Genomic DNA, 25,281 nt, shown 5'->3' on the forward strand with positions numbered 1-25,281 from the left:
TTGCCATCGAAAAATCAATTTTTGTCGAAATATCAATTCAGTGTTGATAGTTTTCTCTCAGTTAGGGCTATACTGAACTTGGAAATAGACTGCGGCATAGGCAAGTAAAATAATGAGCACAACTTACAGCTCTTCTTTGTTAATCAATACCTTAAATAGCGTGTTGCTAGAAGTAAAAGAGATTAATGCCGACTTACAGCTAGAAGACTTAGGCCAATGGCTAGAGCACGAACTAGACGGCTATGGCGACTTTGCCCACTTCCCCGACTACCGCATTGTTGAATGCAAACAACTAGGGATATTTGAAAAACCCGATCAAGACTTACAGCATTTTGAGCAAATCCATGACGATTGCCTAAACGAGCGCGATCGTTGCCTATTGCGTTACCTACATATTCAGCAACCCCTAGTAGAATGCTTAAATACTCAAGATGAGATTCAACGGCCTTGGCCAATGCGCATTTTGTCTAGCTACGCTAAAGACATTATTCCCGGTTACAGCTGTGTTCGCGCTTGGCAAAGCTATCACGAGCCTTTAAACGAACGTTTTGTGCATGGCGTATTAGGACACCTCCTTCACCTTTTGCTAGAAGCCCAGAATAGTCAAAGCAAGGCCATTATTCAGAAAATCGACAGATTGTGCCAAGCCGAAACGCAGCTGCATAAAGTATGGAGTAAACTCTACTGCGAAGCCGCCTCGGCGGTGTAACTCACTGACACAACTTACACTGTGAATATATGGCTGCATAGCCACCTGCCTGCTACACTACGCTGACTTTCCTTCTTTTTTCATCTTTTATGCCTAATCAAGCCACTAAACACGGCGTTATATTTGCTCTCGCCGCGTACACCATGTGGGGAATCGCCCCCATTTATTTTAAGAGTTTAAGTGCAGTACCTGCTTATGAGATCTTGGCGCATCGGGTGTTATGGTCCTGCATTTTTGTAGCGGTGATGCTCGCCGTAGGCAAGCAGTGGTCGGCGGTTAGCGCAGTACTAAAACACCCTAAGCAACTGGCGACGCTAGCCTTAACCTCATTGTTTATTGGCATTAACTGGCTGATTTTTATTTGGTCGGTAAACAATGACCGAATGTTAGATGCCAGCTTGGGTTATTACATCAACCCCTTATTTAATGTGGTGCTGGGAATGTTGTTCTTGGGCGAGCGCTTTCGCCGTGCTCAGTGGGCTGCCATTGGTTTGGCCTTAATTGGCGTATTGATTCAAGTGATTAGCTACGGCTCGCTGCCGTGGATTGCAATCAGCCTAGCTGTAAGTTTCGGCTTATATGGCTTATTACGTAAAAAAGTTAATTTGGGTGCCTTGCCTGGTTTGTTTGTTGAAACCCTATGGTTATTGCCTCTCGCCATTGGCTATTTATGGCTTTTTGCTGATTCAGCCAGCAGCCAAATGGTCAATAACGATACTCAGTTAAACCTACTATTATTGAGCGCGGGTATCGTCACCACTGTGCCGCTATTGTGCTTTGCCGCCGCTGCCACCCGCTTGCGCTTATCAACCATTGGCTTTTTCCAATACATTGGCCCATCGCTAATGTTTATTCTGGCCACCAGCGTTTATGACGAACCACTAGAACCGATGAAATTACTCACCTTTGCCTTTATTTGGTTAGGCTTGGCAGTATTTACTTGGGATGCCATTGGTAACCAACGCAAACAAAAAAAGCAGCCTAATTAGGCTGCTTTTTTATTATTCATAGAGAAGCTCTAATTTTATAGGGCTTCTAGCCGTGCATACGCCAATACCAGCCACTTGGCACCAGCTTCCTCAAACTGCACTTGTACGCGGCTTTGCTGACCAGAGCCTTCATAATTAAGTACAATCCCAGCGCCAAATTTAGGATGAGATACCCGTTGGCCTAAGTTAAAACCGCTGTCGTCAAAGGCCGCTTGTTGTACCTGTGAAGAAAAGCGCCCTTGTTGCACCGGTCGGCTAACTGCAGTATTCAAACGCACTTCATCCAAACATTCACTAGGTAATTCACGTAAAAAGCGCGACGGAGGATGGAATACTTCTTTGCCCCACAAACGGCGACTCTCTGCATGGCAGAGGTAGAGTTTTTCCATAGCGCGAGTCATACCTACATAACAAAGGCGGCGCTCTTCTTCCAAGCGACCCGACTCTTCTGCCGACTGCTGACTTGGGAACATGCCTTCTTCAACGCCTACTAAAAACACCACTGGGAATTCCAAGCCCTTAGCGCTGTGCAAGGTCATTAGCTGTACTGCAGCTTCGTCGGCTTCTGCTTGGTTATCACCAGCCTCTAAGGCGGCATGCGACAAAAAGGCCACCAAAGGAGAAAGATCTTGGTCTTCTTCCATTTGAGTAAATTGCTGAGTAGCGGTAACTAATTCATCCAAGTTTTCTACCCGCGCTTGGGCTTTCTCACCTTTTTCAGCTTGATACATCGCCAACAAGCCCGAGCCTTTAATCACATAATCGGTTTGCTCACCTAAGACCATTTCCTGAGTTTGCAGCTTTAACTGCCCAAGCAATTCAACAAACTGTTTTACTGCATTGGCTGCTCGACCAGACAGGGCATTGTGCTGCAAGCAATAGTCTACAGCTTGCCACAAACTTAGCTGTTGCTCGCGAGCCGCTTGGCGCAATAGCTCGATAGTGCGTTGGCCAATACCGCGAGTTGGCGTGTTTACCACTCGCTCAAAAGAAGCATCATCATGAGGATTACTAATTAAGCGCAAATAGGCCAATGCATCTTTAATCTCTTGACGCTCGAAGAAGCGTAAGCCGCCATAAATCCGATAGGCTAAGCGCTCTTGCATCAGCGCTTCTTCTAAAACCCGCGACTGAGCATTGTTACGGTACAAAATGGCACAATCGGCCAAACTGGCACCGTGTTGCTCCACCCGCTGTTGAATACGCGCCACCACAAAACGGGCTTCATCAATATCATTAAAGGCGGTATAAATAGAGATTAACTCGCCTTCTTTATCGTCGGTCCACAGGCTTTTACCCATTCGCCCTTGGTTATTTTCAATCAGCTGATTAGAGGCTTTAAGAATGTTGGCGCTGCTTCGGTAGTTTTGCTCTAGGCGAATCGTGTTCACCTTGGGCACATCTAACTCAAAGCTTTGAATATTTTCAATTTTTGCACCACGCCAACCATAAATTGACTGGTCATCATCACCCACAATAGTGATGTTGTTTTTGTCGGTAACCAACATCCGCAACCAGGCATATTGAATGGTGTTGGTATCTTGAAACTCGTCCACCAGAATATGACGGAAACGTTGTTGGTAGTGCTGCAAAATATGTGGCTGCTTCAACCATAACTCGTGAGCGCGTAACAGCAGCTCGGCAAAATCAACCAAACCGGAACGATCACAAGCCTGCTGGTAGGCTTTATAAATTTCTAACTGCTGACGCTCAATTGGGTTATTACTGTAATCAACATGTTCGGCGCGCTGCCCCTCGTCTTTACGCGCGTTGATGTACCATTGCACTTGTTTGGCTGGCCACTGCTTTTCATCTAAGTTCATGGCTTTAATTAAGCGGCGCAATAAGCGGTATTGATCGTCGGAATCAATGATCTGAAAGTCTTCTGGCAAACCGGCATCACGGTAGTGAGCTCGCAATAAACGGTGAGCTAAGGAGTGAAAGGTGCCCATCCACATACCTTGGAAGCGGCTACCCACCAGCTTTTCTACTCGCGAGCGCATTTCAGCAGCGGCTTTGTTGGTAAAGGTTACCGACAAAATCGATAAGGGCGATACATTCTCAACCTGCATTAGCCATGCAATGCGATGCACCAATACCCGTGTTTTGCCACTGCCCGCACCGGCCAGAAGTAACATATTGCTTGGCGCGGCAGCGACGGCTTCGCGCTGCTTTTCATTAAGGCCGTCTAACAGCTCGGAAATATCCATGGAATTCTCTTGAGGGGTAAAAACACCTGTATATTATAACAGGTGTTGCAGTTGTGCCAGCTGGCTTATTTCAATATCAGGAAGAGCTTGCAGTTTTCGTGCTTGCTGGCTGTTTTGGTTAAGCCAAATGGAGCGATAACCGGCCTTAGTCGCACCCGCCACATCAGTAATGCAATGGTCGCCAACATGGGCAATTTGCTGCGGAGCCAGTTGTAATTGCTGGCAGGCATACAAATACATATCTGCTGCCGGTTTTGCCTTAAACTCGCCTCCCGCTTTAAGCTCTAACTCAAACAAACCGCCTAAACCAATTTTAGCGATATCCACATTGCCATTAGTAATCGCTACGAGTCGATAACGTTTCGCCAAGTTTTGCAGCAAAGTAAGACTCTCTGCCGGTACTACAAAATCACTGCGTACCGCTAAAAACTCTTGGAAGATATTCTCGGCTAAGTTACTGGCTTCAGCTTCCGCCATGCCATGCTCAGTAAAGGCCAAACTTAACCAAGCAACGCGGCAGGCACTAACATCACCTTTCAACTCGGGCTTACGCTTAATGACTTGGCGTTTATAGCCCTGCCATTGGCTTGCAGTGAGATGAGCAGTTACATGCACTTGGTCTTTGAGGTAGTCGATTAACCATTGTTCGGCACGCATGATATAGGGCCAGTTGTCATAGAGGGTATCGTCTAAATCAAAGGATAGTGCCTGTACCGGTGACCAACTTCGATAGAAAATCATGGAATCACTCACTTAAGATTTACGTTTTGCGCGCGGGTGGGCGGCGTCGTAACTGGTGGCTAGATGGGTAAAATCAAGATGGGTATAAACTTGAGTGGTGGCCAAATTAGCATGGCCCAATAACTCTTGAACCACCCGCAAATCACCACTACTTTCAAGCAAATGAGTAGCAAAAGAATGGCGTAATTTGTGAGGATGCAAAGTACCCGACAACTGCATTTGTTGCGCCCAGTGCTGCAACCGCTTTTGCACTGTGCGATGACTAATACGCTGCTGCCTTACACTCACAAACAGGGCTGGTTCTTCTTCATCCATCACCAATAATCGACGCTGTTTCAGCCAATGCTTAAGCGCTTGTTCGGCTTTGCTGCCAAAGGGCACCCAGCGTTGTTTATTGCCTTTACCGGTAACAATAACCTGCCGCTGCTTAAAGTCGATATCTTGAACGTTTAAGCCAACCAGTTCGGCTAATCGCATACCGCTGGCATAAAACAATTCCATCATGGCTAAATCACGACTACTTACCAAATCATCCCCCTCCATAGAGAGCAACTGATTCAATGAGTCTACATCGAGGTTTTTGGGTAGGGGTTTACTTTGCTTGGGTGCGGATACACCAACTACCGGATTAAAGCTGACCTTTTGTTGTTGCAATAAGTACTTAAAAAAACTGCGTAAGGCCGACAGTTTATTAGCCATTGAACGCGCCGATAAACCACTGGTTTTAAGCTTGAGCAACACACTGCGCACATTGGCGCTGGTTACTTGTGACCAGGTTTCACAACCAAGGTTTTCGAGGAGTTTAGCTTGTTGCAATAAACTACGTTGATAGGAGCTAATGGTAGCAGGACTATAGCGACGCTCTACTTCGAGATGGTGAAGGAAGTGTTCTATATCATCCTGCATCATCGGCCGTTACTGCTCAGATTGAAGAGGAACTAAGCGTAATAACAAACTGCTGATAACCTGACATAGTTGAGTGAGCAATAAACTGTCCATACCGGCAACGTAGTGGTCGGCGTCACGGCTCGCGGCCACAAAGAAACCCAGCTCGGCATTGAGACCCAGAGGCATTAATGCCACCGAGGCAATGTCATCGGTATTATCAAAGAGTAGTTCCAGCTCGCCCTTGGTCATACGGCCAAAATAGTGTGGCTGCTGACTTAAACGGGTGACTCTTACTCGTTCAATCTGATCTTGCTCTAGGCCATATTCTGGCGACAAGTCATCAAGATTAAACTGTTGGCTTAAGCGCAGCGATACGCGCTCTACCCCAAGATCATCCACTAAGGCGCGGCTTAAACGATGTTGTAACTCAGCAAATGAATCACAGGCCATTAAGTCGGGCAATAAATCCACATAAACATGGTAAATGCGCTCGTTAAGGCTGGCGACACTCATCAAGTCGGTAATCTCTTGCTCTAAGCTCAGCACCTTGTCTCGCAAACGCTGAACTTGCAGCTCAACCAAGGACACCGCCCCCTTTTCTTTGTGCGGTAAACGCAGCTGCTTTATAAGATTAGGATGGCGCGCAAAGAAGTCTGGGTTATCGAGCAAGAACTCGACCACCAAAGTTTCATCGATTAGCAGTGGCTGGGATAGGTCGAACTCACTCATATATGCACCTGGCCGTCAAAAACCATCGTTGCTGGTCCGGTCATTTTCACCGGTTTTCCTTCACCAGCCCATTGGATACGTAAGCGTCCGCCGGGCAGGTCGACATTAACTGTTTCTGCCAATTTACCTTGCTGACGTCCAACCACCATAGCCGCACAAGCACCAGTGCCACAAGCGAGCGTTTCGCCTACGCCACGTTCAAACACCCGCAGCTTAATGTTTTTATCGTCGATAATTTGGCTAAAACCTACATTCACTTTTTGCGGGAAACGCTCGTGCTTTTCTAAACGCATGCCCAAGGTTTCTAATGGTGCCTGAGCAACGTCATCCACTTCCAATACACAATGGGGGTTACCCATAGATACTGCACCGGCGAACACGGTTTGCTCTTCATCGCGCAAGATATAGGTTTTCTCGGCCTTTTTGGCTTTGAACGGAATTTTACTTGGCTCAAACTCCGGCACGCCCATGTTTACGGTGACTTGGCCATCGTTCTCAACGTGCAAGACTATCTTGCCAGATTTGGTACTAACCCCAATACTGCGCTTGTTGGTTAGCCCTTTGTTAACCACAAAACGGGCGAAACAGCGGGCGCCATTGCCACACTGCTCTACTTCACTGCCATCGGCATTAAAAATGCGGTAGTGAAAGTCTAATTCTGGATCGTAAGGTGGCTCAACCACCAAAAACTGGTCGAAGCCAATACCAAAGTTGCGATCAGCCAAACGGCTAATCACTTCTTGGTTAAAAAACACGTTTTGAGTGACATTGTCGATAACCACAAAGTCATTTCCCAAACCGTGCATTTTAGTAAAGTTTACTAGCATTGGCTTATCCTTCAGGCAACAGCGTTTCGCCGGCCCAAAGTGATGCTAATACTTCTCGCTCACGCACTAGGTGAGCCTTATCGCCGTCTACCATTATCTCGGCAGCTCGACAACGAGAGTTGTAATTAGAGCTCATGGTAAAACCGTAGGCTCCAGCGGAGCGCACCGCAATATAATCATTCGGTTCAATGGCCAACTCACGGTCTTTACCTAAGAAGTCGCCGGTCTCACATACCGGGCCCACCACATCGTAGCTTGCTGTAGCGAGCGCTGGCTTGTTAATGACTGGCACAATGCGTTGCCACGCACTGTATAAAGCAGGACGAAGTAAGTCGTTCATGGCTGCATCTACAATGGCGAAGTTTTTACTCTCCGACATTTTTAAGAACTCTACTTTAGACACCAAGATCCCCGCATTTGCCATAATCGCGCGGCCTGGCTCAAACAATAACTTGAGTTTACGATCGCCTAAACGCTCAGCAAGAGCACTGGCGTAATCGGCTGGCTCTGGTGGCACTTCGTCATCGTAATTAACGCCTAAACCGCCACCTACGTCGAGATGCTCAATCACAATGCCTTGCTCAGCCAATTGATCGATAAGCGCAAGTAGTTTGTCGATAGCTTCAACAAACGGGGCAATCTCGGTGAGCTGAGAACCAATATGGCAATCTACGCCAACCAGCATTAAGCCAGGTAAACTTGCAGCATAAGCGTAAGCTTCTTGGGCGCGCTCAATAGCAATACCAAATTTGTTTTCTTTTAAGCCAGTAGAAATATAAGGGTGAGTACCAGCATCAATATCGGGATTAATGCGCAAAGAAATAGGGGCTACTTTGCCAAGGCTTTGGGCAACCTTGCTAATGCGGTCTAGCTCAGGCTCTGACTCAACGTTAAAACAGTGAATTCCGTGGTTAAGTGCATCGGTGATTTCTGCTTCGGTTTTGGCTACACCAGAGAACACCACTTTACTTGGGTCACCGCCCGCTTCAATCACTCGGGCTAATTCGCCACCAGAAACAATATCAAAACCCGAGCCCATGCGAGCCATAATGTTTAATACTGCAAGATTAGAGTTGGCTTTTACTGCATAACAGATCAAATGTGGGCGATCGCCCGCCGCTTTATCAAAAGCTTGCCAATGACGCTCAATAGTTGCGCGTGAATATACGTATAGAGGCGTACCATAGGTACTTGCTAAATCAGCTACCGAGCATTGTTCAGCGTGTAATTGCTCGTTTTGATAACTAAAAAAATCCAATGATCTGTCCTTAATTGTGTTGCGTTGCTTACTCGCTTGGCGTTACTTGCTCGGGAGCGCTCTGTGGCTCGGCTGGCGGGTGGGTTAAAGGTCCTTTTTGACCACATCCACTTAGGCCTATGCTTAGCAAAATAACGGCAATTGCTTGTTTGTTCATGATTAAGCCATGATTCTTTTTTGAATGCCCTCTATAATCCGCATTCGAAGCAAGAAAAGCAATAGGACAGGATGATTGTGATGAATGATAGCCAATATCACCAGCTAGTAGATGATGCCTTTGAACGTATCGAGCAAACCATGGACAGTGACGACTTCGATATTGAGTGTGACATCAATGGTGGCGTGCTAACACTTGAGTTTGAAAACCGCAGTAAAATGGTGATTAACAAACAAGAGCCTTTGCATCAGCTTTGGTTGGCCACTAAGTTTGGCGGCTACCACTTTGAGTGGCACGAAACCGAACAACAGTGGATATGTAATAGAAGTGGCAACGAGTTTTGGACTTTGTTGGTAGAGTCAATCACCAAGCAAAGCGGTGAGCAACTTAGCTTCTAATACCAATCACACTAGGTAAGTGACCAGAAATAGCGCAGGAAAAATACTCGAGAATAAGGCAGGATTTTTCGATAAGTAGTTATTCTACAATCAAAAATTCTAAGGCAATTATCGAGTATTGTAACCAGATAGAATGAACAGTTACTTAGTACGATTGGTATGATAGCAAGCGCTACAGCAATAAGATCAACTTGCCACTAGCCATAAACGACAGCGGTGTTGTTATGTTTAGGGGTAGCGGCAAGTTAGTATTAGGTTTGTTATAACAGAAGGAAGTAAAACGTTTAGCTACTGCGGTAAGATTCAACCTGCCACTGGCCGTCTACAGCAACAATGTCGTAAAACTGCGGCAAATTGAAATTAATCACCTCATGACGGGTACCATATTGCTCGCGCGAAGAGGTGTAAAAACGGTTAATGCCCTGCACCAACTCTTCTTTGCTACCCTCAAAATCTTGATACATTTCGATGCGATTGTGCTCATCCACAATGTAAATATTGAAACCTGTAGTGAGGTTTTCAAAGAAGTATTGAACCAAACCTTCACTGGCATGGGCCTCTACTACATTCGGCACTTTCTTGGTATTGCCAGCATTTAGCTGCAAAGGTAAACGCTGCAATTTGTTATTGGAGAGCTGACGATAAAACTCGACGCCGTTTTCTAGTTTCTTCACCGACACGCCGCGATCTTCAATAAAAAGCCCGTATTTTTCACTGCCCAGAACAATGGTTTTAACAATCCGCTTATCCAAGGGCTGTAAACGGCTTTTAATGCTTTCTACCAGCAACTGCTTAAAGTTGGCGCCAATTTGTTCTTGTAAGTTCTCGCTATAACAAAATACATCGATATGCTCTGGGATATTGGCGTCACGATGCATCTTACCCAAAATGGTGGTGAGCGCATCAACCACTGCACTGTCGCCAGAAAAATGCAGAGTTCTAATCTCATTCCAAGTATTGCGGTAGACCAGATCAACCGAGCCTACCAAGCAGTCAGAATCACGACCAAAGCTAAATACATCGGTAGAAATTGCATCAAACTCAATCACCTTGCCACCCCAGTTAGCGGTAGGGTCTTTTTCAAGGTTGATAAACACCCCAAGGTGGCGAATTTCACAGGGTCGAGTTAGAGCTAGGTTACTAGCCGCATCTACGTTTACCGGAAAGGCGCGGCGTAGGTCTTCGGCAAATTGATTCAGCGTATCAAGATTTAGGTCGCCCGGGTGAGTATGCAAGCTAAGCTGAGTTTGATCAGTTTTAAGTTGATTGAAATAACTCCAGGCCAGTAACTTAGAAATATAGGTGGCGTGCTCCAAAGGAGGCTGGCCTACTATCTCTAAGCCAGTTAAAGGCTGCTTATATATATACCAACCTTCGGCGCAACTTCGACCTTTACCCACATGAATAAAACTAAGGTTAGCTTCTGATAAATCGGGAGAAATTTGTGGGTTAATTAAGGTCACTTTTCCCGGCAAGCTTTCAAAGGCAGCGTAGAGCTTGCGCGACAAAATGCCAATGTCTTCCGGGTTAATCGACTCACTAATGTCATTGCGTCGAGCGAAGCGAATTAAGTTACGGTAGCTAAGCATCAAAGCATCAAGCAACTCACTGTGAGCGAGGCGCACGTCTTGCACTTTCCAAGCTCGGCGTAAATTTAGGTGCTCAATTTTTTGCTGCGGCCATTTCCACTGCTTCACCAGTTTAGCCATAAAGCGCTGCTGCCAAGTTAAGGAGCGCACATCTAACAAGTCGCTAGGCAGCGGGCTACATTCGCAGTTCTTCAAGTAAAAACAGCGACGCACTAAATCGAGGCGCGCGTAATCTTCGATTGACTCAAGGTATTGAGTTACCTTGTTGAGCATCAAGTAATAAGCATCTTGCTCGAGGCCAAACTCTTCACCTTGCTGCATTAAACGCTTGGCTTCTACCGCCAATAGGCTAGGTCTTGGATAGTCAGCCGAGTAAGCTTCCATTAACATGGTTTTAAGCACGGCTTTGTAAGGAGAGTCGATGCCTTTATAAAGCTGCCATAAACCTGAGCCAAAATACTCTTCGGCAGGAATGGTGTCTAAGCCACCTAGGTCTAGCCATTCTTGATGATTGAATACGCCTAGTTCAAATTGCTGCTGTACAAAGCTGTCGTAGCTTTGTTCTAAGTCACTAGGTACCGCAAACCAGACTAACTGCTTACCCGCTAAGGGCAGGGCGGTGCGGTAAAACTCATCCAGCAATAACAGGTGCTGAGCACTGCCGCAGTTATCTTTAGACAATTCGCTAATAGAACCGGTTTTAAACTGGTTCTCTTGCACCATGAAGAAGTTAAGTTCAACTCCCTGGTGGGCAGCCCAAGATGAGATTTGCTCACATTTTTCAGCCAACAAAGCCACACGCTCTGCGGCTAAATCGGTGTTATGACATACCCAAATATCTAAATCGCTAGATTCGGTTTGACCAACCGTGGCAGTACTGCCCATGGAATACAAACCAAGAATCTCACATTGCTTGGGTTCTTCAGGGCTACATAAAAAGTGTTGCTGCAAATAAATGCCGTGGCGCGCGCTTGGGGCAAATTGGCATACGCCGCTAGGCACTTCGCCTTCAATAAAGCCAGGTATGCAGGGGTGCGAGTAATGCAACATCGAAGGCAGCAGTTCAAATACCTGCTGCACAGCGGCTGGCATTGTTTGCAATGCTAGCTGCTTCCGGTGTTGATTAAATTGGGTAGCCTTCTCTAATAGAGTGGCAATCGTATCTCGCAAGTTTAAGTTACCTAGCTTTATCGCGTTTGTATTTAATGTAATTTAGACATCACTAAAGTGTGATCATCTTAACAGTTAGTATAATAGTGGTAAACAGATACGCACACTTTTAGTGGGTATATTTTAAGCAACTTGCTAATACAAATACCTAAGCTAAAACAAACTTTTGGCTATTTTTAAGCCAACAATGCTTACTTGGGCTATAAACTAACTGGTGATACTATCTCTGGATAAATAAAAGAGGTAAGTGTTTGTGAATAAAGTCAGAATTGCCACGCGCAAAAGTCCATTAGCCATGTGGCAAGCCTATTTTGTGAAAACCGAATTAGAGCGCCACCACCCGAGCATTGAGGTAGAACTGGTACCAATGAGTACTAAAGGCGACAAAATACTCGACACTCCTCTGGCCAAAATTGGTGGTAAAGGGCTGTTCATTAAAGAACTTGAAGTGGCGATGTTAGAAGACCGAGCTGATATTGCGGTGCACTCGATGAAAGATGTGCCGATGGAGTTCCCCGAGGGCCTAGGGCTGCATTGTATTTGCCAACGCGAAGACCCTCGCGACGCCTTTGTCAGTAACCAATTCCAAAGCCTCGCCGACTTACCTCAAGGCGCAGTGGTGGGCACCTCTAGTTTACGCCGCCAGTGCCAGCTTAAGGCGCAACGCCCAGATATTAAAATCAAAGATTTACGCGGCAATGTAAATACTCGCTTAGCCAAACTAGACGCTGGTGAATACGATGCGATTATTCTCGCCAGTGCTGGTTTATTACGCCTAGAAATGCAAGCACGCATTAAAGCCTATATTGAGCCAGAGCAAATATTGCCTGCCGGTGGCCAAGGCGCTGTAGGCATAGAATGCCGCAGCAACGACCTACAACTATTGAAGTTACTAGCTCCCCTCAATCACCCTGAAACAGTAGCACGCGTTACTGCTGAGCGCGCCATGAACCGCCACCTAGAAGGTGGTTGTCAGGTGCCAATTGGTTGTTATGCTGAACTGGAAGGTGAACAGCTTTTTGTACGAGGTTTAGTGGGTGCGGTAGACGGCTCGACAGTGATAGAAAAACAAATCACCGGCAGCAGTCAACAAGCAGAGCAACTTGGTCTGCAGCTAGCTGAGCAGCTGCTAGAAGCAGGTGCAGAGCCAATTCTTAAGGCGGTTTACCAGCAACAATAAGAGGTAGCGGTGCAGGTACTTGTTACGCGGCCTGAGCCGCATAATCAACGTTGCGTAAGCATGTTACACGCCAATGGCCATCATGCCATTGCTGCGCCGATGGTTAAGATTACTGCCAGTGAGCAAATCGCCGAGTTACCTTCAATTATTCAAAGCGTTGATGGCAACAACCTCATTATCGCTGTTAGCCAATATGCCGTTGAGGCTTGCCAAACTTACCTCAGCCAACAAGGCTTAAGTTGGCCCCCAAATTGTCAGTACTTAGCAGTGGGTAAAGCCACTGCCGAGTGTTGGCGGCAATATGGCGTAAACGCCAAGGTGCCCGCCCGCCAAGACAGTGAAGGCATGCTTGAGCTCATCGAAACCCAACTGCAAGGTATTCAGCAGGCGCATATATTGCGCGGCCAACAAGGCCGGGAATGGTTGGCCCAGCAACTAGAAAAACAAGCTATTCAGGTGAATTACCTCACCTGCTACCAACGCCAACTACTGAACTATTCTTCGCAACAACTTGAACAATGGCGGTCACAGATCAACACTATTGTGGCTACCAGTGGTGAAATTTTGAAACACCTTACTACCCTTATGAGTGAGCCTAAGCAGCTAACTTGGCTAAAAAATACCAACTTACTGGTACCAAGTCAGCGTTTGCTAGAATACGCAGACAGTTTGGGTTTTATGCATACAGTATTGTGCGACGGCGCATCAGATAAGGCTTGCATCGACGCGTTAGCGCGAATGCAGTCATCTGCAAGGAATGAAAATGACCAAAAATAAACAATCAGATAGTCAATCAAAGGCTACCGAGCTTAGCGATTCTAGCAGTGCTAAAGAAGCAACAACGGCTAGCGCCGCCGCTACACCTCCGCCTAGCAAACCAACACCCGCTCCAGCCAAGGGCGACAAACTGGCAAAAATATTGGCAATTGTGGCGATTATTCTCAGTATCAGCATTGCAGCCGGCCTGTATTGGCATGGCCACCAATTTAGAGAACATGCAGATACTCAACTGCAACTACTAAAGACCAGTTTACAAGCTAAAGAGCAAAACCTATTAAGCGCTCAAACCAACAGTAAAAGCGAGCTAGACAAACTTGCTCAAACGGTGGCTGGGCAAAATCAGGCAATGAGCGCTTTGCAGGCTCAACTCGAACTCACTGAGCAAAACCGCAAAACCATTGAACGGCAGCTGGCCTTATTAAATATTAAAGATGCCAATCACTGGCGCTTAAACGAAGCCAACTTCCTACTGCAATTAGCCGCCTACAAGTTGTGGCTAGAGCAAGATCCAGTTACCGCTATCGCCCTACTCACCGAGGCGGACAACAGCATTAACAACGCCGATGACCCACATTTATTGTCATTACGCCGCGCCATTAATGCCGATGTGCAGTTGCTTAAAAGCATCCCTCTGGTTGACAAGGAAGGCATCGCCTTTCGTTTAGAAGGTATTTTACAGCAAGCAGAAAGCCTGCAACTGGCCGAGATTGAATTGCCCGAAGTGGTTGCCGCCAAAGATAATCAACTCAGCGCCGATAGCGCCGATTGGCAAGACAACTTAGCTAAAAGCTGGCGTAAGTTTAGCGAAAATTTTGTTACCGTGCGCCGCCGTGATGGACAGGTTGAAGCGCTGATAGAACCGCAACACGCTTGGTACTTAAAAGAAAACCTAAAACTGCAGTTACAACAAGCCGAGCAAGCCTTATTCCGTTCTCAAGGAGAGCTGTTTAAAGCCAAATTACAACGTGCTGAGCAATGGGTAGGCGAGTTCTTTATTCAAAACTCGCAAGCTCAAGCCATGATTGAAGACTTAAAGCAGCTACAGCAACTAGACATTGTTGATAAACTGCCAGAACAATTAAGCAGCCTAGGCGCAGCCGAGCAAGCGATTAAAGAACGCCAACAACGCTTACTCCCTTCCTTTGAAGGAGTTGAATAATGGTTAAGATTATCGTTCTACTGGTGTGCATTGCGCTGGGTCTGGCGCTTGGCCCGCAGCTGGCTGGTAACAAAGGCTATGTGCTAATTGCCTTTGATAACTACACCATCGAAATGTCGGTAACCAGTGCAATATTCCTAAGCTTTATTTGCTTTTGTGTCTTGTTACTCAGCCTATGGTTAGCCCGCTGGTTATGGTTAAGTTTCTCACGCAGTGGCGCTTGGTGGGGCCACCGCCGTAAACAAAAAGCCAATGTTCATACTCAACAAGGCATGTTGGCGATGATGCGGGGCGACTACCAAAATGCAGAGAAATTAGTGAGCAAAGCCGCCAATCTTAGTGATGCCCCAGCGCTTAACTATTTGACCGCTGCAGAGGCAGCTCAAGAGCAAGGCCAAGATAAAAAGCGCGATAAGTACTTAGAGCAAGCCACTCGCATTACTAATAACGATGCGGCGGTATTGGTTACTCAAGCTCGTTTGCAGCTCAAGCAACAAAACTACAGCGCAGCGTTAAGCAGTATTGAGCAACTGCCACACGAAAACCTCAAGCAAGATGCAGTGAAGCGCATGCTGCTTACTATCCTGCCCGCGCTTAGCCTGTGGCAACGCTATATCGATTTACTGCCGCTAGCATTAAAGGCCGGTTTAATCGACGATGCCCACTATCAACTTCAGTTATCTAGTGCCTACAAAAACTTATTTTTGGAATTGGCCAATAGCCAAGGTTCTGATGCGGTAGCTAAACACTGGAATGGCATGCCGCGTAAGCAAAAGAAACAAATGACTATTGCCGCTGCAGCTTGCCGCGCGCTAATTAGCTCTGGCGACAATGCGGCGGCATATCAGCTACTCGGTGACCTTATCAACCGCCACCTAGATAGTGAATTACTCGACGTGGCAGCAGAGCTGCATTTAAACGATCCTCATCCATTATTGCAGCAGCTTTCTAGCTTGCGCCGCAAGCACCCAGAAAATGCAGTATTAATGCGCTTAATTGGCCAGTTACATTTGCAACAGCAACAATGGCCCGAAGCCAAAGAGTTATTTGAGCAAAGCATGAAGCTGGCCCCAAGTGCCGAGTGCTATCAAGGTTTGGCCGAAGTTCACCGCCAACTGGATGAACCCGAGCAGGCGATTCATTACTATCGCCAAGCGCTAGCTATTTAGCTTTGTAGCAAACACAAAAAAGGCGAGCTAAGCTCGCCTTTTTTACGCTTTAAATACCTTAGATAAATTCGTAAGCATCACCATGTAATTGCTCTATCGGCAGGCCCTGCTTGGTAAAAGCAGTACGCGCGACATCGGCCATTTCAAAACGGCCAGCAATGTATACCTCTAGGCCGCTCATATCGGCGAAGTCTTCAAGCACGGCTTCGTGCACTAGGCCTTTCTTACCGGTCCACTGCGGCATAGCTTGCTCAAGTACTGGCACAAATTTAACTTGGTCTAGTTCTTCCCATTGGTAAGCCAACTCATGCAAATACAAACCACCTAGATTGCGACCACCCCAATACAAATAAATCTCGCGATCTTGCTCGGTATCAACAATATGTTCGATGATCGATTTAGCATAAGAAAAGCCGGTGCCGCCTACCATAATCAAAATAGGTCGTTGGCTGGTTTCATCAAAGCCGGCATTACCAAACGGCATTTCAACTTCAATCTCACCACTTTTCTTCAGTTTATCAATGACCTGCCTGGCATAAGGATTACCTTCTGGCGCACCAATATGAAGCTCTAACACATCACCTTGCTCGGGTGAACTGGCTAATGAAAACGGTCGTTTATCGTCTTCAGCCATAACAATTTGTAGGTACTGGCCAGCCACAAAGCTCTGGCTCTCTTGTGGTTGTAATTCAACATTAAAAATATCATCTAAAATCGGCGAGACCGATGCAACCTTACAACTAATGCGCTTCATACTTTCACCCTTCTAAACTTATATTCAAATCTGATTTTGCACTGGCTAAGCAAGCCAAGAACCAACCTTTGGCTTGTTCTGCTTCACTTAGCATTGGCGCCATTCCATGGTAAATAATCTCGCCGGATGTACACCGGGCCAAACAACTGCAGCAGCCACCTTGGCGACAACGATGTGGCCAATCAATACCCTGTGCTAAGGCTGCTTCAAGCACTGTTTGCTGGGGCTCTACACTAAACTCTTGTTGTGCAAGCCTTACTCGAAAATTGCTGGCCATTAGTCTATGCCTAATTGCGCCCAAATACTATCAACACGCTGTTTCACTTCGGGAGCCATTTCAATCACTTCGCCCCATTCTCGATTAGTTTCACCGGGCCATTTATTGGTCGCATCCATACCCATTTTGGAGCCTAAACCAGAGACTGGTGAAGCAAAATCCAAGTAATCGATAGGCGTATGGTCGATTAAGGTGGTATCGCGCGATGGATCCATTCGCGTAGTAATAGCCCATATTACATCCTGCCAAGAGCGCGCGTTGATATCATCATCACAAACGATGACAAACTTAGTGTACATAAACTGGCGTAAGAACGACCACACTCCCAACATCACCCGTTTTGCATGACCAGGATATTGCTTTTTAATGGTAACCACGGCCATGCGGTAAGAACAGCCTTCTGGCGGCAAGTAAAAATCCACAATTTCTGGAAACTGCTTTTGTAAAATAGGTACAAAGACCTCGTTTAAGGCAACGCCTAATACAGCAGGTTCATCGGGTGGACGTCCGGTGTAGGTGCTGTGGTAAATGGGATCTTTACGCATCGTGATATGCGTGATGGTGAATACTGGAAACTCGTCCACTTCGTTGTAATAGCCGGTGTGGTCACCATAAGGTCCTTCTGGTGCCGTTTCATTGGGTTCTAGATAACCTTCTAAGACTATTTCGGCGCTAGCAGGGACTTCCAAATCATTGCTAATACAATTAACCGTTTCAGTTCTACCGCCCCTTAGCAGGCCAGCAAAAGCATATTCAGATAGGGTATCTGGTACCGGCGTTACTGCACCCAAAATGGTCGCAGGGTCGGCGCCCAAAGCCACTGATACTGGATAAGGTTTCCCAGGATTAAGCTCTTGGAATTCACGAAAGTCTATCGCGCCACCACGATGCGATAGCCAGCGCATAATCAATTTGTTTTTGGCGAGTTTTTGCTGGCGATAAATGCCCAGGTTTTGGCGTTTTTTATAGGGGCCGCGGGTAATGGTGAGCCCCCACGTAACCAAAGGCGCTACATCGCCAGGCCAGCAATGCTGAATAGGCAGTTTATCTAAATCGACCTCATCGCCACTCCATACAACTTCTTGGCAAGGAGCGGAGCGGAGCTTTTTAGTTGGCATATTAAGCACTTGCTTAAATATTGGCAGCTTTTCCCAAAGCTCTTTTAAACCCTTGGGTGGTTCAGGTTCTTTAAGGTAAGACAGCCAAGTGCCTACTTCACGCAAGGCCGACACCGACTCCTGACCCATGCCCAGTGCCACTCGCTCTGGCGTGCCAAATAAGTTACCTAGCACTGGCATAGAATGGCCTTTAACATTCTCGAACAGTAATGCTGGACCGCCCGCCTTTAGGGTGCGGTCGCATATTTCGGTCATTTCCAGTTCGGTAGATACTTCTACACTGATTCGCTTAAGCTCTCCACGCTGCTCTAACAAATCAATGAAATCTCTCAAGTCTTTATATTTCATTGTTATAACCTGGTTTTTTAACTGCGTAAGCTACTGAGATTGCATCTCAATCATTACCATCGCAGCCAACTCTTGATGTTCTGATTCTCTAAACTGCGCCAAAATAAACTGAGCAGCGGGAGGATACACTCTACCTAAACGAGCAATGGCACTATAAGAAAAATACAACAGTTCTGGATTTTCTGCCGCGCCAAGCAACAGTTTGTATGCCCGCTCTGGGGGTAACCGCTGAATGAGCCACTCTAACAATGACACACTGTATTGATCCATAGGCAAGCTTAATACCTCGGCTAGCGCTTGATCGCTACCAATACCAACGGCTAAGGCAACCCGTACATTATTATCTGGGAAATACAAACGATCAGGCATATGCAGTTTTACATATTCAAGCTGCTCGGAATTTAACTGGCTAAAAGCACGCATTACATCCAGCTGCTGCGCCAATAATAAGGGATTGTTTTTTCGAAAGATCAGCGACCAATGAAATTCGTCACGGAGTAATTCACTAAGATAAAGTTGCGAGCGCTCGGCTGATAGCTTGTTCAAAATTAAACTGCGCGCCAAGGCTGGGTAATCATAACTAGGGCGTATGACTTCGTAGCCATCAATCACTGCCGCTTCACGCACCGTTGGTCGCTCAGACGCTAGCTCAAGTAGCCAGTTCTTTAAGGTTTGATCGGGAATATGTTTGTTTTGATGCAAATAACGCAAGCTTTGGAAAAGCAACGCTTCGCGGTCTTCTGGTCGCAGATAAGGCAGTAAATCAATCACCCAAGCTGGCTGGTTTTGCATTAGGGCGTCAACACTACGCTGCAAAATCATCAATGGGACATCTTGATAAAGCGGTTGGGAAAGAGGATTAGGACCTTGCTGCTCAGCCTGAACAGATAATTGAAAAAAGAGCCCTAGAACTACAAGAAAGCGTTTCATCATCCAAAATAAAACTGGCCGAATTAACGGCCAGTTTTTGGTTTATTTCTTCTGTGCTTTCATCGCGTTAAAGAATTCGTCATTGGTTTTGGTCATTGCCAATTTATCAATTAAGAATTCCATTGCGCCAGTCTCGTCCATTGGATGAACAATCTTGCGTAAGATCCACATTTTCTGTAGTTCTTCTGCACTGGTAAGTAACTCTTCACGACGAGTACCTGAACGGTTAATGTCGATGGCAGGGTAAACACGCTTTTCTGCAATTTTACGGCTTAAGTGCAGTTCCATGTTACCGGTACCTTTAAACTCTTCGTAAATTACTTCGTCCATTTTCGAACCGGTATCTACTAGAGCGGTAGCAATAATAGTTAAGCTGCCACCTTCTTCAACGTTACGTGCCGCCCCAAAGAAACGCTTAGGGCGATGCAATGCATTGGCGTCTACACCACCGGTTAATACCTTACCAGATGAAGGAATTACCGTGTTGTAGGCACGTGCTAAACGAGTAATTGAGTCAAGCAAGATGATCACATCTTTTTTGTGCTCTACTAAGCGCTTAGCTTTTTCAATTACCATTTCAGCTACTTGAACGTGACGGCTAGCTGGCTCATCAAAGGTAGAAGCGATTACTTCACCACGAACCAAACGTTGCATCTCGGTCACTTCTTCTGGGCGCTCATCGATAAGTAAAACAATCAATTCACACTCTGGATGGTTAAACGCTACGTTTTGTGCAATGTTTTGCAGCAACATGGTTTTACCCGCTTTTGGCGGAGCAACAATCAAACCACGTTGGCCTTTACCGATAGGTGAGGCTAAATCCAATACACGTGCAGTGATGTCTTCGGTTGCACCATTACCACGCTCCATGCGCAAACGGTCGTTGGCATGCAGCGGTGTTAAGTTTTCGAATAAGATTTTGTTACGCGAGTTTTCTGGCTTGTCGTGGTTAACTTGGCCAATTTTCAACAATGCAAAGTAACGTTCACCTTCTTTAGGTGGACGAATCTTGCCTTCTACCGTGTCACCGGTACGCAAGTTAAATCGACGGATTTGACTTGGCGAAACATAAATATCGTCAGGACCAGCTAAGTAAGAGCTGTCGGCGCTACGTAAAAAGCCGAAGCCATCTTGCAAAATCTCCAGCACACCATGACCAAAAATCGCTTCGCCGCTTTTTGCGTGAGCTTTTAAGATCGAGAAGATAATGTCTTGCTTACGTAAACGGGCTAGGTTTTCTAAACCCATGGACTCGCCTAACGTAATCAGTTCATGGACGGGGGTATTTTTTAGCTCAGTTAAATTCATAATGGTGAGTTTTCAATTTTTATCGAAATAGGCTGACGGCAGCATGAGTTAGGTATAGTAGAGAAGCTTACTCGACTGTTTAGTCGGCCAAGAGGTAGCCTTTAATAACGGGCGTAGGAAAAATTCGAAAATAAAATTAGCACTAATGTGGGGAAAGATCCAGCAAAAGCAGGCAACGAATGTCGACCTGCTCACATTGTTACTACAGGTTTTCGTCTAAAAACGCTGTTAATTGGGCTTTAGACAGTGCGCCAACCTTAGTAGCAGCTACTTTACCGTCTTTAAACAGCAGTAAAGTTGGAATTCCGCGAATACCAAACTTTGGCGGCGTGCCAGCGTTTTGGTCGATGTTTAGCTTACCTATCACTACTTTGCCGTCGTACTCGTCAGCAACTTCGTCAAGGATAGGGGCAATCATTTTACAAGGTCCACACCACTCAGCCCAGAAATCAACTAGTACTGGTGTGCTTGAGTTTAGTACGTCTGCGTCGAAGCTGTCATCGCTCAGCTGAACCAATTTATCGCTCATTTAATACTCCAAAATTCTATGTTATCTGTCTCGATAATTTCATGACTATTTGAAATGATCCGACCAATGAATGCAAGCCTAAGCTCATTCCAAGGGAATCTAAGCTACTACCAATTAACATAAGTGCTTCTTTGATTGCCCATTTTGTTTTGATCGAAAGATCTCGCTGATAAATAAAGAAAGGGGAACTGCCGAAATAATTACAAGTAACTAGGGTCTATTAAAAGGAATAAACCACAAATTCTCAGCGCTTAGATCACAGCCCCTAACAACTCAACACATTTACTAAGAATGGGTGCTGGTAGTGCCACTTAGCTGTGATATGCTTACGCAATGAGCAAAACACATTTAACAGAACTCCGATTTGCCGAGTTAGGACTGCAAGATAAGGTATTAACCGCCTTAGAGCAGCACGGCTATCACAATTGCACCCCTATCCAAGCGCAAAGCCTACCCATCTTAACCAAAGGTAAAGATATTGCAGGCCAAGCTCAGACAGGTACGGGAAAAACTCTAGCCTTTTTAGTGGCTACGTTTAATCACTTGCTAACCACAGCAGTGCCTGAAACGCGCCAACAAAATCAACCGCGTGCGATAATTCTCGCACCAACCCGCGAATTAGCCATTCAAATTCATAACGATGCACGTTTGCTTGCTAAAGCAACCGGCCTCAAGTTGGGTTTAGTTTATGGCGGTGAAGGGTATGCCAGTCAACGCGCCACATTAGATGAAGGTGTAGACATTCTTATCGGTACCACCGGGCGAATGATCGATTACTTCAAGCAAGGTGCATTTAGCCTAAACGCCGTGCAAGCGATGGTATTGGACGAAGCTGACCGCATGTTCGACCTTGGCTTCATTAAAGACATTCGCTATTTAATGCGTCGCATGCCAGAGCCAAAAGCGCGCTTAAACATGCTGTTCTCTGCCACGCTATCTTTCAAAGTGAAAGAATTGGCCTTTGAGCACATGAACGACCCAGAACACGTTATTGTAGAGCCCGAACAAATGACCGGCGCTCGCATTCAAGAAGAACTATTTTACCCGTCGAATGACGACAAAATGGCCTTGTTGCAAACCCTAATAGAAGAAGAGTGGCCAGAACGCGCCATTATTTTTGCTAATACCAAGCACCGTTGTGAAGATATTTGGGGACACTTAAGTGCCGACAAACATCGCGTTGGTTTGCTAACCGGTGATATTCCACAGCGCAAACGGGTGCAAATACTTGAACAGTTTACCGAGGGTAAACTTGACGTATTAGTGGCTACCGATGTTGCAGCACGTGGCTTGCACATTCCTTCGGTAACCCATGTTTTCAACTATGACCTACCAGACGACGCTGAAGATTATGTTCACCGTATTGGTCGAACAGGTCGTGCCGGCGCCAGTGGCCACGCCATTAGTCTTGCCTGTGAAGAATACGTATTTAACCTACCCGCCATTGAAGAGTACATTAAGCACCCAGTGCCGGTAAGCCAATATGATACCGAAGCGCTACTGCGTGATTTACCTAAGGCAACCCGAGTACATCGCGCCAAAGGTAATAACAGCCGTGGTGGGAACCGCAACAATAGTCGTGGTAATAGCGGTCATTCTAATCAGCGACGTCAGCGTCACTAAGCAGTAGATTCAAGGAACAGCGTGTCTAAAGTTTCACCCCTATATGCAGCCATTGATTTAGGTTCCAACAGCTTCCACATGTTAATTGTGCGGGAGCTAAGTGGAAGTGTGCAAACCATTGCCAAGGTGAAAAGAAAAGTGCGCTTAGCCGCTGGCTTAGATGCTAACGATAAGCTCGACCACGCATCTATGGTGCGTGGCTGGCAATGCTTAAGTTTGTTTGCTGAGCAGCTAAGAGACATTCCAGAAGCGCAAATCAAAATAGTTGCCACCGCAACCTTGCGTCGTGCGACAAACGCTGATGAGTTTTTGCAGCAAGCCGAAAAAATCCTCAACCACAAAATCCACATTATTAGTGGCGAAACCGAAGCTAAAATAATTTACCGCGGCGTGGCACATACCAGCAGCGGCAGTGGCAAGCGTTTAGTTATTGATATTGGCGGTGCCAGTACCGAGCTAGTGGTGGGAGAGCAAAGCGAAGCCTTGCTACTTAATAGCCTAGACATGGGCTGTGTTACTTGGCTAAAACGTTTCTTTCAACAAGAACTCAGCGAAGCCAATTTTGAGCTCGCCATTAATGCGGCTAAAGACGTCATTAGCCCAGTGCTCAGTGATTACCGTCGACTAGGCTGGCAAAGCAGTGTTGGCGCCTCTGGCACCATTCAAGCATTGTTAGAAATTGTTACCGCTCAAGGTCTCGATGAACGCATCACCTATTCAAAACTAAAAGCTATTCAACAACAAGTTGTGGCTTGTGGTTCACTTGAAAAGCTTGAAATTCAAGGCCTGTTAGAAGAACGCAAGCCAGTATTCGCCTCAGGTTTAGCGATATTAATTGCCCTGTTCGAAAGCCTGCAAATAGAGTCACTTTCTTTAGCGGGAGGTGCCTTACGTGAAGGCTTGGTATATGGCTTACTTAGCCAAAAAGAGACCAGCAGTGTTAGAGCTCGCACCGTAGAAAGCTTCGTAAAACGCCACCGCATCGACAAGCAACACGCCGAGCGCGTGGCAAACTGCGCATTAACTATGGCGCAACAAGTAACACCTCAGCTTAGTAATCGCGCCTTAAGCCTATTGAAGTGGGCAGCCATGTTCCACGAAGTCGGTTTGAATATTGAGTTTAAAAAAGCGCCACAACACGCCGCTTACATCATTGATCACTCAGATTTACCCGGCTTCACCAGTGCACAAAAACACTTTGTATCCTGTTTGTTGTTAAACCAACGGGGGGATTGGCAAAGCGAACTGCTTGCCCAGCAAAATGCTTTAGAAAAACCCGAAGCCCAAGTGCTCGCAAGGTTGCTACGCATTGCCATTATTGTGTGTATGCGTCGCACCGAAGGTAGTGTGCCTAAGATTAGCTTGTTTCAAGCTGAAGAGGATTGGCGGCTGTGTTTCCCTCCCACCTGGAATGAACAACATCCTTTACGCGCAGCTGAACTAGACCTAGAGGCAAAAGTACAAAGCCAAGCGGGTTACCCCTTAGAGATAATTGAAGCGCTTTGCTAGGGAGAATCTCCCTAGAATAACTAAACACTCTTTAGCGCGCCTAAAGCGATTTTGTCTCAAACAAAACTCAACCACAAAAGAGCCAACGGGCTTAAGCCTATTGAGGCGTTTCCAGCTCAATTTTTACCCGTCGGCGATAATTAAGTAAGTCAAAATCTTCACGCCAATATTCCTCAATCAGTTTATCCAGTAGCCCACTGTCTTCGGCTTTTTTTAAGGCGTCTTCAATAATAGCGGCCAGCTCCGGCTGAGAGTTACTCACGTAAAACTGAAAGTCGCGCTCATATTGCAAAATAAGGTAGGGTTCTATCGCCAGATAGGGATGATGTAAGGAGTCGTTAATAATCTCGGTAAACCCACGCGAGAAATAATCGATGCCACGTTTGTGATTAGCTACCATCTTATATAAACGACGCCACTCGCCATCCACTTCAACGGTTTTTAGCTGATTAGCTTGCCATACATCTACATCAAACCAGTTCTTCCCAAACCCCCCGGTTTTATTGAGCTTCTGAAAATCCTCTAAGGTATTTACAAAGCGATAGGCATCCACTTCTGAGCGCGGCACTAGCAATAATCGATGGCCAATTAAGCCATTGGTTAAACCAATTTTAACCGGAGTAAAGTTGGGGTCATTATCGCGTTCGGCAGAGGCCAGTAACCACACCAAACTTAACTGGCCGTTGCGTAGCATCGACTCAGCTCGCTTTTGCGGTAAGTTGGCCGAGGGAATATCAATCACCGGTTGATGCCCCGCTTCAAGAAGGGCTTGCTCTAGCAGTTCATGGTAATAAATGTGTGAATCATCGGAATAAGCAGGTAAACGCAGTTCTACGTTTGCTGCCATAAGCTGGGTACTGAGTAGAGATAAACATACTACAAGTTTCCACATTGCTTCTCTCCTTAGAGGCGAATGAATTTGATCGGAAGCG

At 46.2% G+C, this 25,281-nt stretch carries 24 protein-coding genes; 9 read left to right on the forward strand and 15 right to left on the reverse strand.

The features are described from left to right. Positions 1 to 112: 112 nt before the first annotated feature. Positions 113 to 709: a hypothetical protein gene (locus G6R11_RS00120; RefSeq protein ID WP_163130126.1), complete on the forward strand. Its 597-nt coding sequence runs from the start codon at positions 113 to 115 to the stop codon at positions 707 to 709. A gap of 89 nt (positions 710 to 798) precedes the next feature. Further along, positions 799 to 1,698, forward strand: coding sequence for an EamA family transporter RarD (rarD, locus tag G6R11_RS00125; protein ID WP_163130128.1), 900 nt, complete (start codon positions 799 to 801; stop codon positions 1,696 to 1,698). 35 nt (positions 1,699 to 1,733) lie between these two features. On the opposite strand, the gene uvrD is transcribed toward rarD, so the two are convergent. Genes uvrD through G6R11_RS00160 form a run of 7 tightly spaced genes read right to left on the reverse strand, consistent with a single transcriptional unit; the run spans position 1,734 to position 8,508 of the window. Beyond that, on the reverse strand, positions 1,734 to 3,908 hold the full coding sequence (gene uvrD / locus G6R11_RS00130; RefSeq protein WP_163130130.1) for a DNA helicase II: 2,175 nt from the start codon (positions 3,906 to 3,908) through the stop codon (positions 1,734 to 1,736). Positions 3,909 to 3,941: 33 nt separating this feature from the next. After that, complete coding sequence (locus G6R11_RS00135; protein WP_163130132.1) at positions 3,942 to 4,649, reverse strand: HAD-IA family hydrolase; 708 nt, start codon at positions 4,647 to 4,649, stop codon at positions 3,942 to 3,944. Positions 4,650 to 4,661: 12 nt separating this feature from the next. Then, complete coding sequence (gene xerC / locus G6R11_RS00140; protein WP_163130134.1) at positions 4,662 to 5,558, reverse strand: tyrosine recombinase XerC; 897 nt, start codon at positions 5,556 to 5,558, stop codon at positions 4,662 to 4,664. 6 nt (positions 5,559 to 5,564) lie between these two features. Beyond that, entirely contained in the window at positions 5,565 to 6,266 is a 702-nt protein-coding gene (locus tag G6R11_RS00145) for a DUF484 family protein (protein WP_163130136.1), read from the reverse strand. Continuing rightward, positions 6,263 to 7,093, reverse strand: a complete 831-nt coding sequence (gene dapF, locus G6R11_RS00150; RefSeq protein ID WP_163130138.1) for a diaminopimelate epimerase — start codon at positions 7,091 to 7,093, stop codon at positions 6,263 to 6,265. The genes G6R11_RS00145 and dapF overlap by 4 nt, the downstream gene beginning before the upstream one ends. Positions 7,094 to 7,097: 4 nt before the next feature. Continuing rightward, the gene (gene lysA / locus G6R11_RS00155; protein ID WP_163130140.1) at positions 7,098 to 8,351 is read right to left on the reverse strand and encodes a diaminopimelate decarboxylase; all 1,254 of its coding nucleotides are present in this window, start codon (positions 8,349 to 8,351) and stop codon (positions 7,098 to 7,100) included. Positions 8,352 to 8,379: 28 nt separating this feature from the next. Next, positions 8,380 to 8,508, reverse strand: coding sequence for a lipoprotein (locus G6R11_RS00160; protein WP_163130142.1), 129 nt, complete (start codon positions 8,506 to 8,508; stop codon positions 8,380 to 8,382). 74 nt (positions 8,509 to 8,582) lie between these two features. Here G6R11_RS00160 and cyaY point away from each other — a divergent pair, with 74 nt between their 5' ends. Next, a complete protein-coding gene (cyaY, locus tag G6R11_RS00165; protein WP_370525637.1) occupies positions 8,583 to 8,906 on the forward strand; it encodes an iron donor protein CyaY in 324 nt (107 codons plus the stop codon). 284 nt (positions 8,907 to 9,190) lie between these two features. Here the strand turns inward: cyaY and G6R11_RS00170 are convergent, their stop codons facing one another. Beyond that, positions 9,191 to 11,665, reverse strand: coding sequence for a class I adenylate cyclase (locus G6R11_RS00170; protein WP_163130146.1), 2,475 nt, complete (start codon positions 11,663 to 11,665; stop codon positions 9,191 to 9,193). A 253-nt stretch (positions 11,666 to 11,918) separates the two neighbouring features. Between G6R11_RS00170 and hemC the strand changes: the two genes are divergently transcribed. Genes hemC through G6R11_RS00190 form a run of 4 tightly spaced genes read left to right on the forward strand, consistent with a single transcriptional unit; the run spans position 11,919 to position 15,953 of the window. Continuing rightward, a complete protein-coding gene (hemC, locus tag G6R11_RS00175) occupies positions 11,919 to 12,845 on the forward strand; it encodes a hydroxymethylbilane synthase (RefSeq protein WP_163130148.1) in 927 nt (308 codons plus the stop codon). 9 nt (positions 12,846 to 12,854) lie between these two features. After that, the gene (locus tag G6R11_RS00180) at positions 12,855 to 13,622 is read left to right on the forward strand and encodes a uroporphyrinogen-III synthase (RefSeq protein WP_163130150.1); all 768 of its coding nucleotides are present in this window, start codon (positions 12,855 to 12,857) and stop codon (positions 13,620 to 13,622) included. Continuing rightward, positions 13,609 to 14,784 (forward strand): uroporphyrinogen-III C-methyltransferase, encoded by a 1,176-nt coding sequence (locus tag G6R11_RS00185; RefSeq protein ID WP_163130152.1) that lies wholly within the window; start codon positions 13,609 to 13,611, stop codon positions 14,782 to 14,784. The genes G6R11_RS00180 and G6R11_RS00185 overlap by 14 nt, the downstream gene beginning before the upstream one ends. Further along, positions 14,784 to 15,953: a heme biosynthesis HemY N-terminal domain-containing protein gene (locus G6R11_RS00190; protein ID WP_163130154.1), complete on the forward strand. Its 1,170-nt coding sequence runs from the start codon at positions 14,784 to 14,786 to the stop codon at positions 15,951 to 15,953. Before G6R11_RS00185 ends, G6R11_RS00190 begins: the two co-directional genes overlap by 1 nt. 58 nt (positions 15,954 to 16,011) lie before the next feature. Here G6R11_RS00190 and fre read toward each other — a convergent pair whose 3' ends face one another. The 6 genes from fre to trxA form a co-directional block, all read right to left on the reverse strand. Further along, a complete protein-coding gene (gene fre / locus G6R11_RS00195) occupies positions 16,012 to 16,707 on the reverse strand; it encodes an NAD(P)H-flavin reductase (RefSeq protein WP_163130156.1) in 696 nt (231 codons plus the stop codon). Between the two features lie 4 nt (positions 16,708 to 16,711). Beyond that, complete coding sequence (locus tag G6R11_RS00200) at positions 16,712 to 16,984, reverse strand: 2Fe-2S iron-sulfur cluster binding domain-containing protein (protein WP_163130158.1); 273 nt, start codon at positions 16,982 to 16,984, stop codon at positions 16,712 to 16,714. After that, the gene (gene ubiD, locus G6R11_RS00205; RefSeq protein WP_163130160.1) at positions 16,984 to 18,450 is read right to left on the reverse strand and encodes a 4-hydroxy-3-polyprenylbenzoate decarboxylase; all 1,467 of its coding nucleotides are present in this window, start codon (positions 18,448 to 18,450) and stop codon (positions 16,984 to 16,986) included. The genes G6R11_RS00200 and ubiD overlap by 1 nt, the downstream gene beginning before the upstream one ends. 30 nt (positions 18,451 to 18,480) lie before the next feature. After that, entirely contained in the window at positions 18,481 to 19,275 is a 795-nt protein-coding gene (locus G6R11_RS00210; protein WP_163130162.1) for a hypothetical protein, read from the reverse strand. A gap of 147 nt (positions 19,276 to 19,422) precedes the next feature. Then, positions 19,423 to 20,688 carry a transcription termination factor Rho gene (rho, locus tag G6R11_RS00215; RefSeq protein ID WP_163130164.1) on the reverse strand — a complete coding sequence of 422 codons (1,266 nt, stop codon included), beginning with the start codon at positions 20,686 to 20,688 and terminating at the stop codon, positions 19,423 to 19,425. A gap of 202 nt (positions 20,689 to 20,890) precedes the next feature. Further along, the gene (gene trxA, locus G6R11_RS00220) at positions 20,891 to 21,217 is read right to left on the reverse strand and encodes a thioredoxin TrxA (RefSeq protein ID WP_163130166.1); all 327 of its coding nucleotides are present in this window, start codon (positions 21,215 to 21,217) and stop codon (positions 20,891 to 20,893) included. Positions 21,218 to 21,550: 333 nt separating this feature from the next. Here trxA and rhlB point away from each other — a divergent pair, with 333 nt between their 5' ends. Beyond that, complete coding sequence (gene rhlB, locus G6R11_RS00225) at positions 21,551 to 22,840, forward strand: ATP-dependent RNA helicase RhlB (protein ID WP_163130168.1); 1,290 nt, start codon at positions 21,551 to 21,553, stop codon at positions 22,838 to 22,840. Between the two features lie 21 nt (positions 22,841 to 22,861). After that, positions 22,862 to 24,349, forward strand: coding sequence for a guanosine-5'-triphosphate,3'-diphosphate diphosphatase (gene gppA, locus G6R11_RS00230; RefSeq protein WP_163130169.1), 1,488 nt, complete (start codon positions 22,862 to 22,864; stop codon positions 24,347 to 24,349). A gap of 97 nt (positions 24,350 to 24,446) precedes the next feature. Here the strand turns inward: gppA and G6R11_RS00235 are convergent, their stop codons facing one another. Beyond that, complete coding sequence (locus G6R11_RS00235; RefSeq protein ID WP_163130171.1) at positions 24,447 to 25,241, reverse strand: hypothetical protein; 795 nt, start codon at positions 25,239 to 25,241, stop codon at positions 24,447 to 24,449. Positions 25,242 to 25,281: the final 40 nt, after the last annotated feature.

Origin of the sequence: Agarivorans sp. Alg241-V36, from assembly GCF_900537085.1 — a bacterium.
Taxonomy (GTDB): domain Bacteria; phylum Pseudomonadota; class Gammaproteobacteria; order Enterobacterales; family Celerinatantimonadaceae; genus Agarivorans.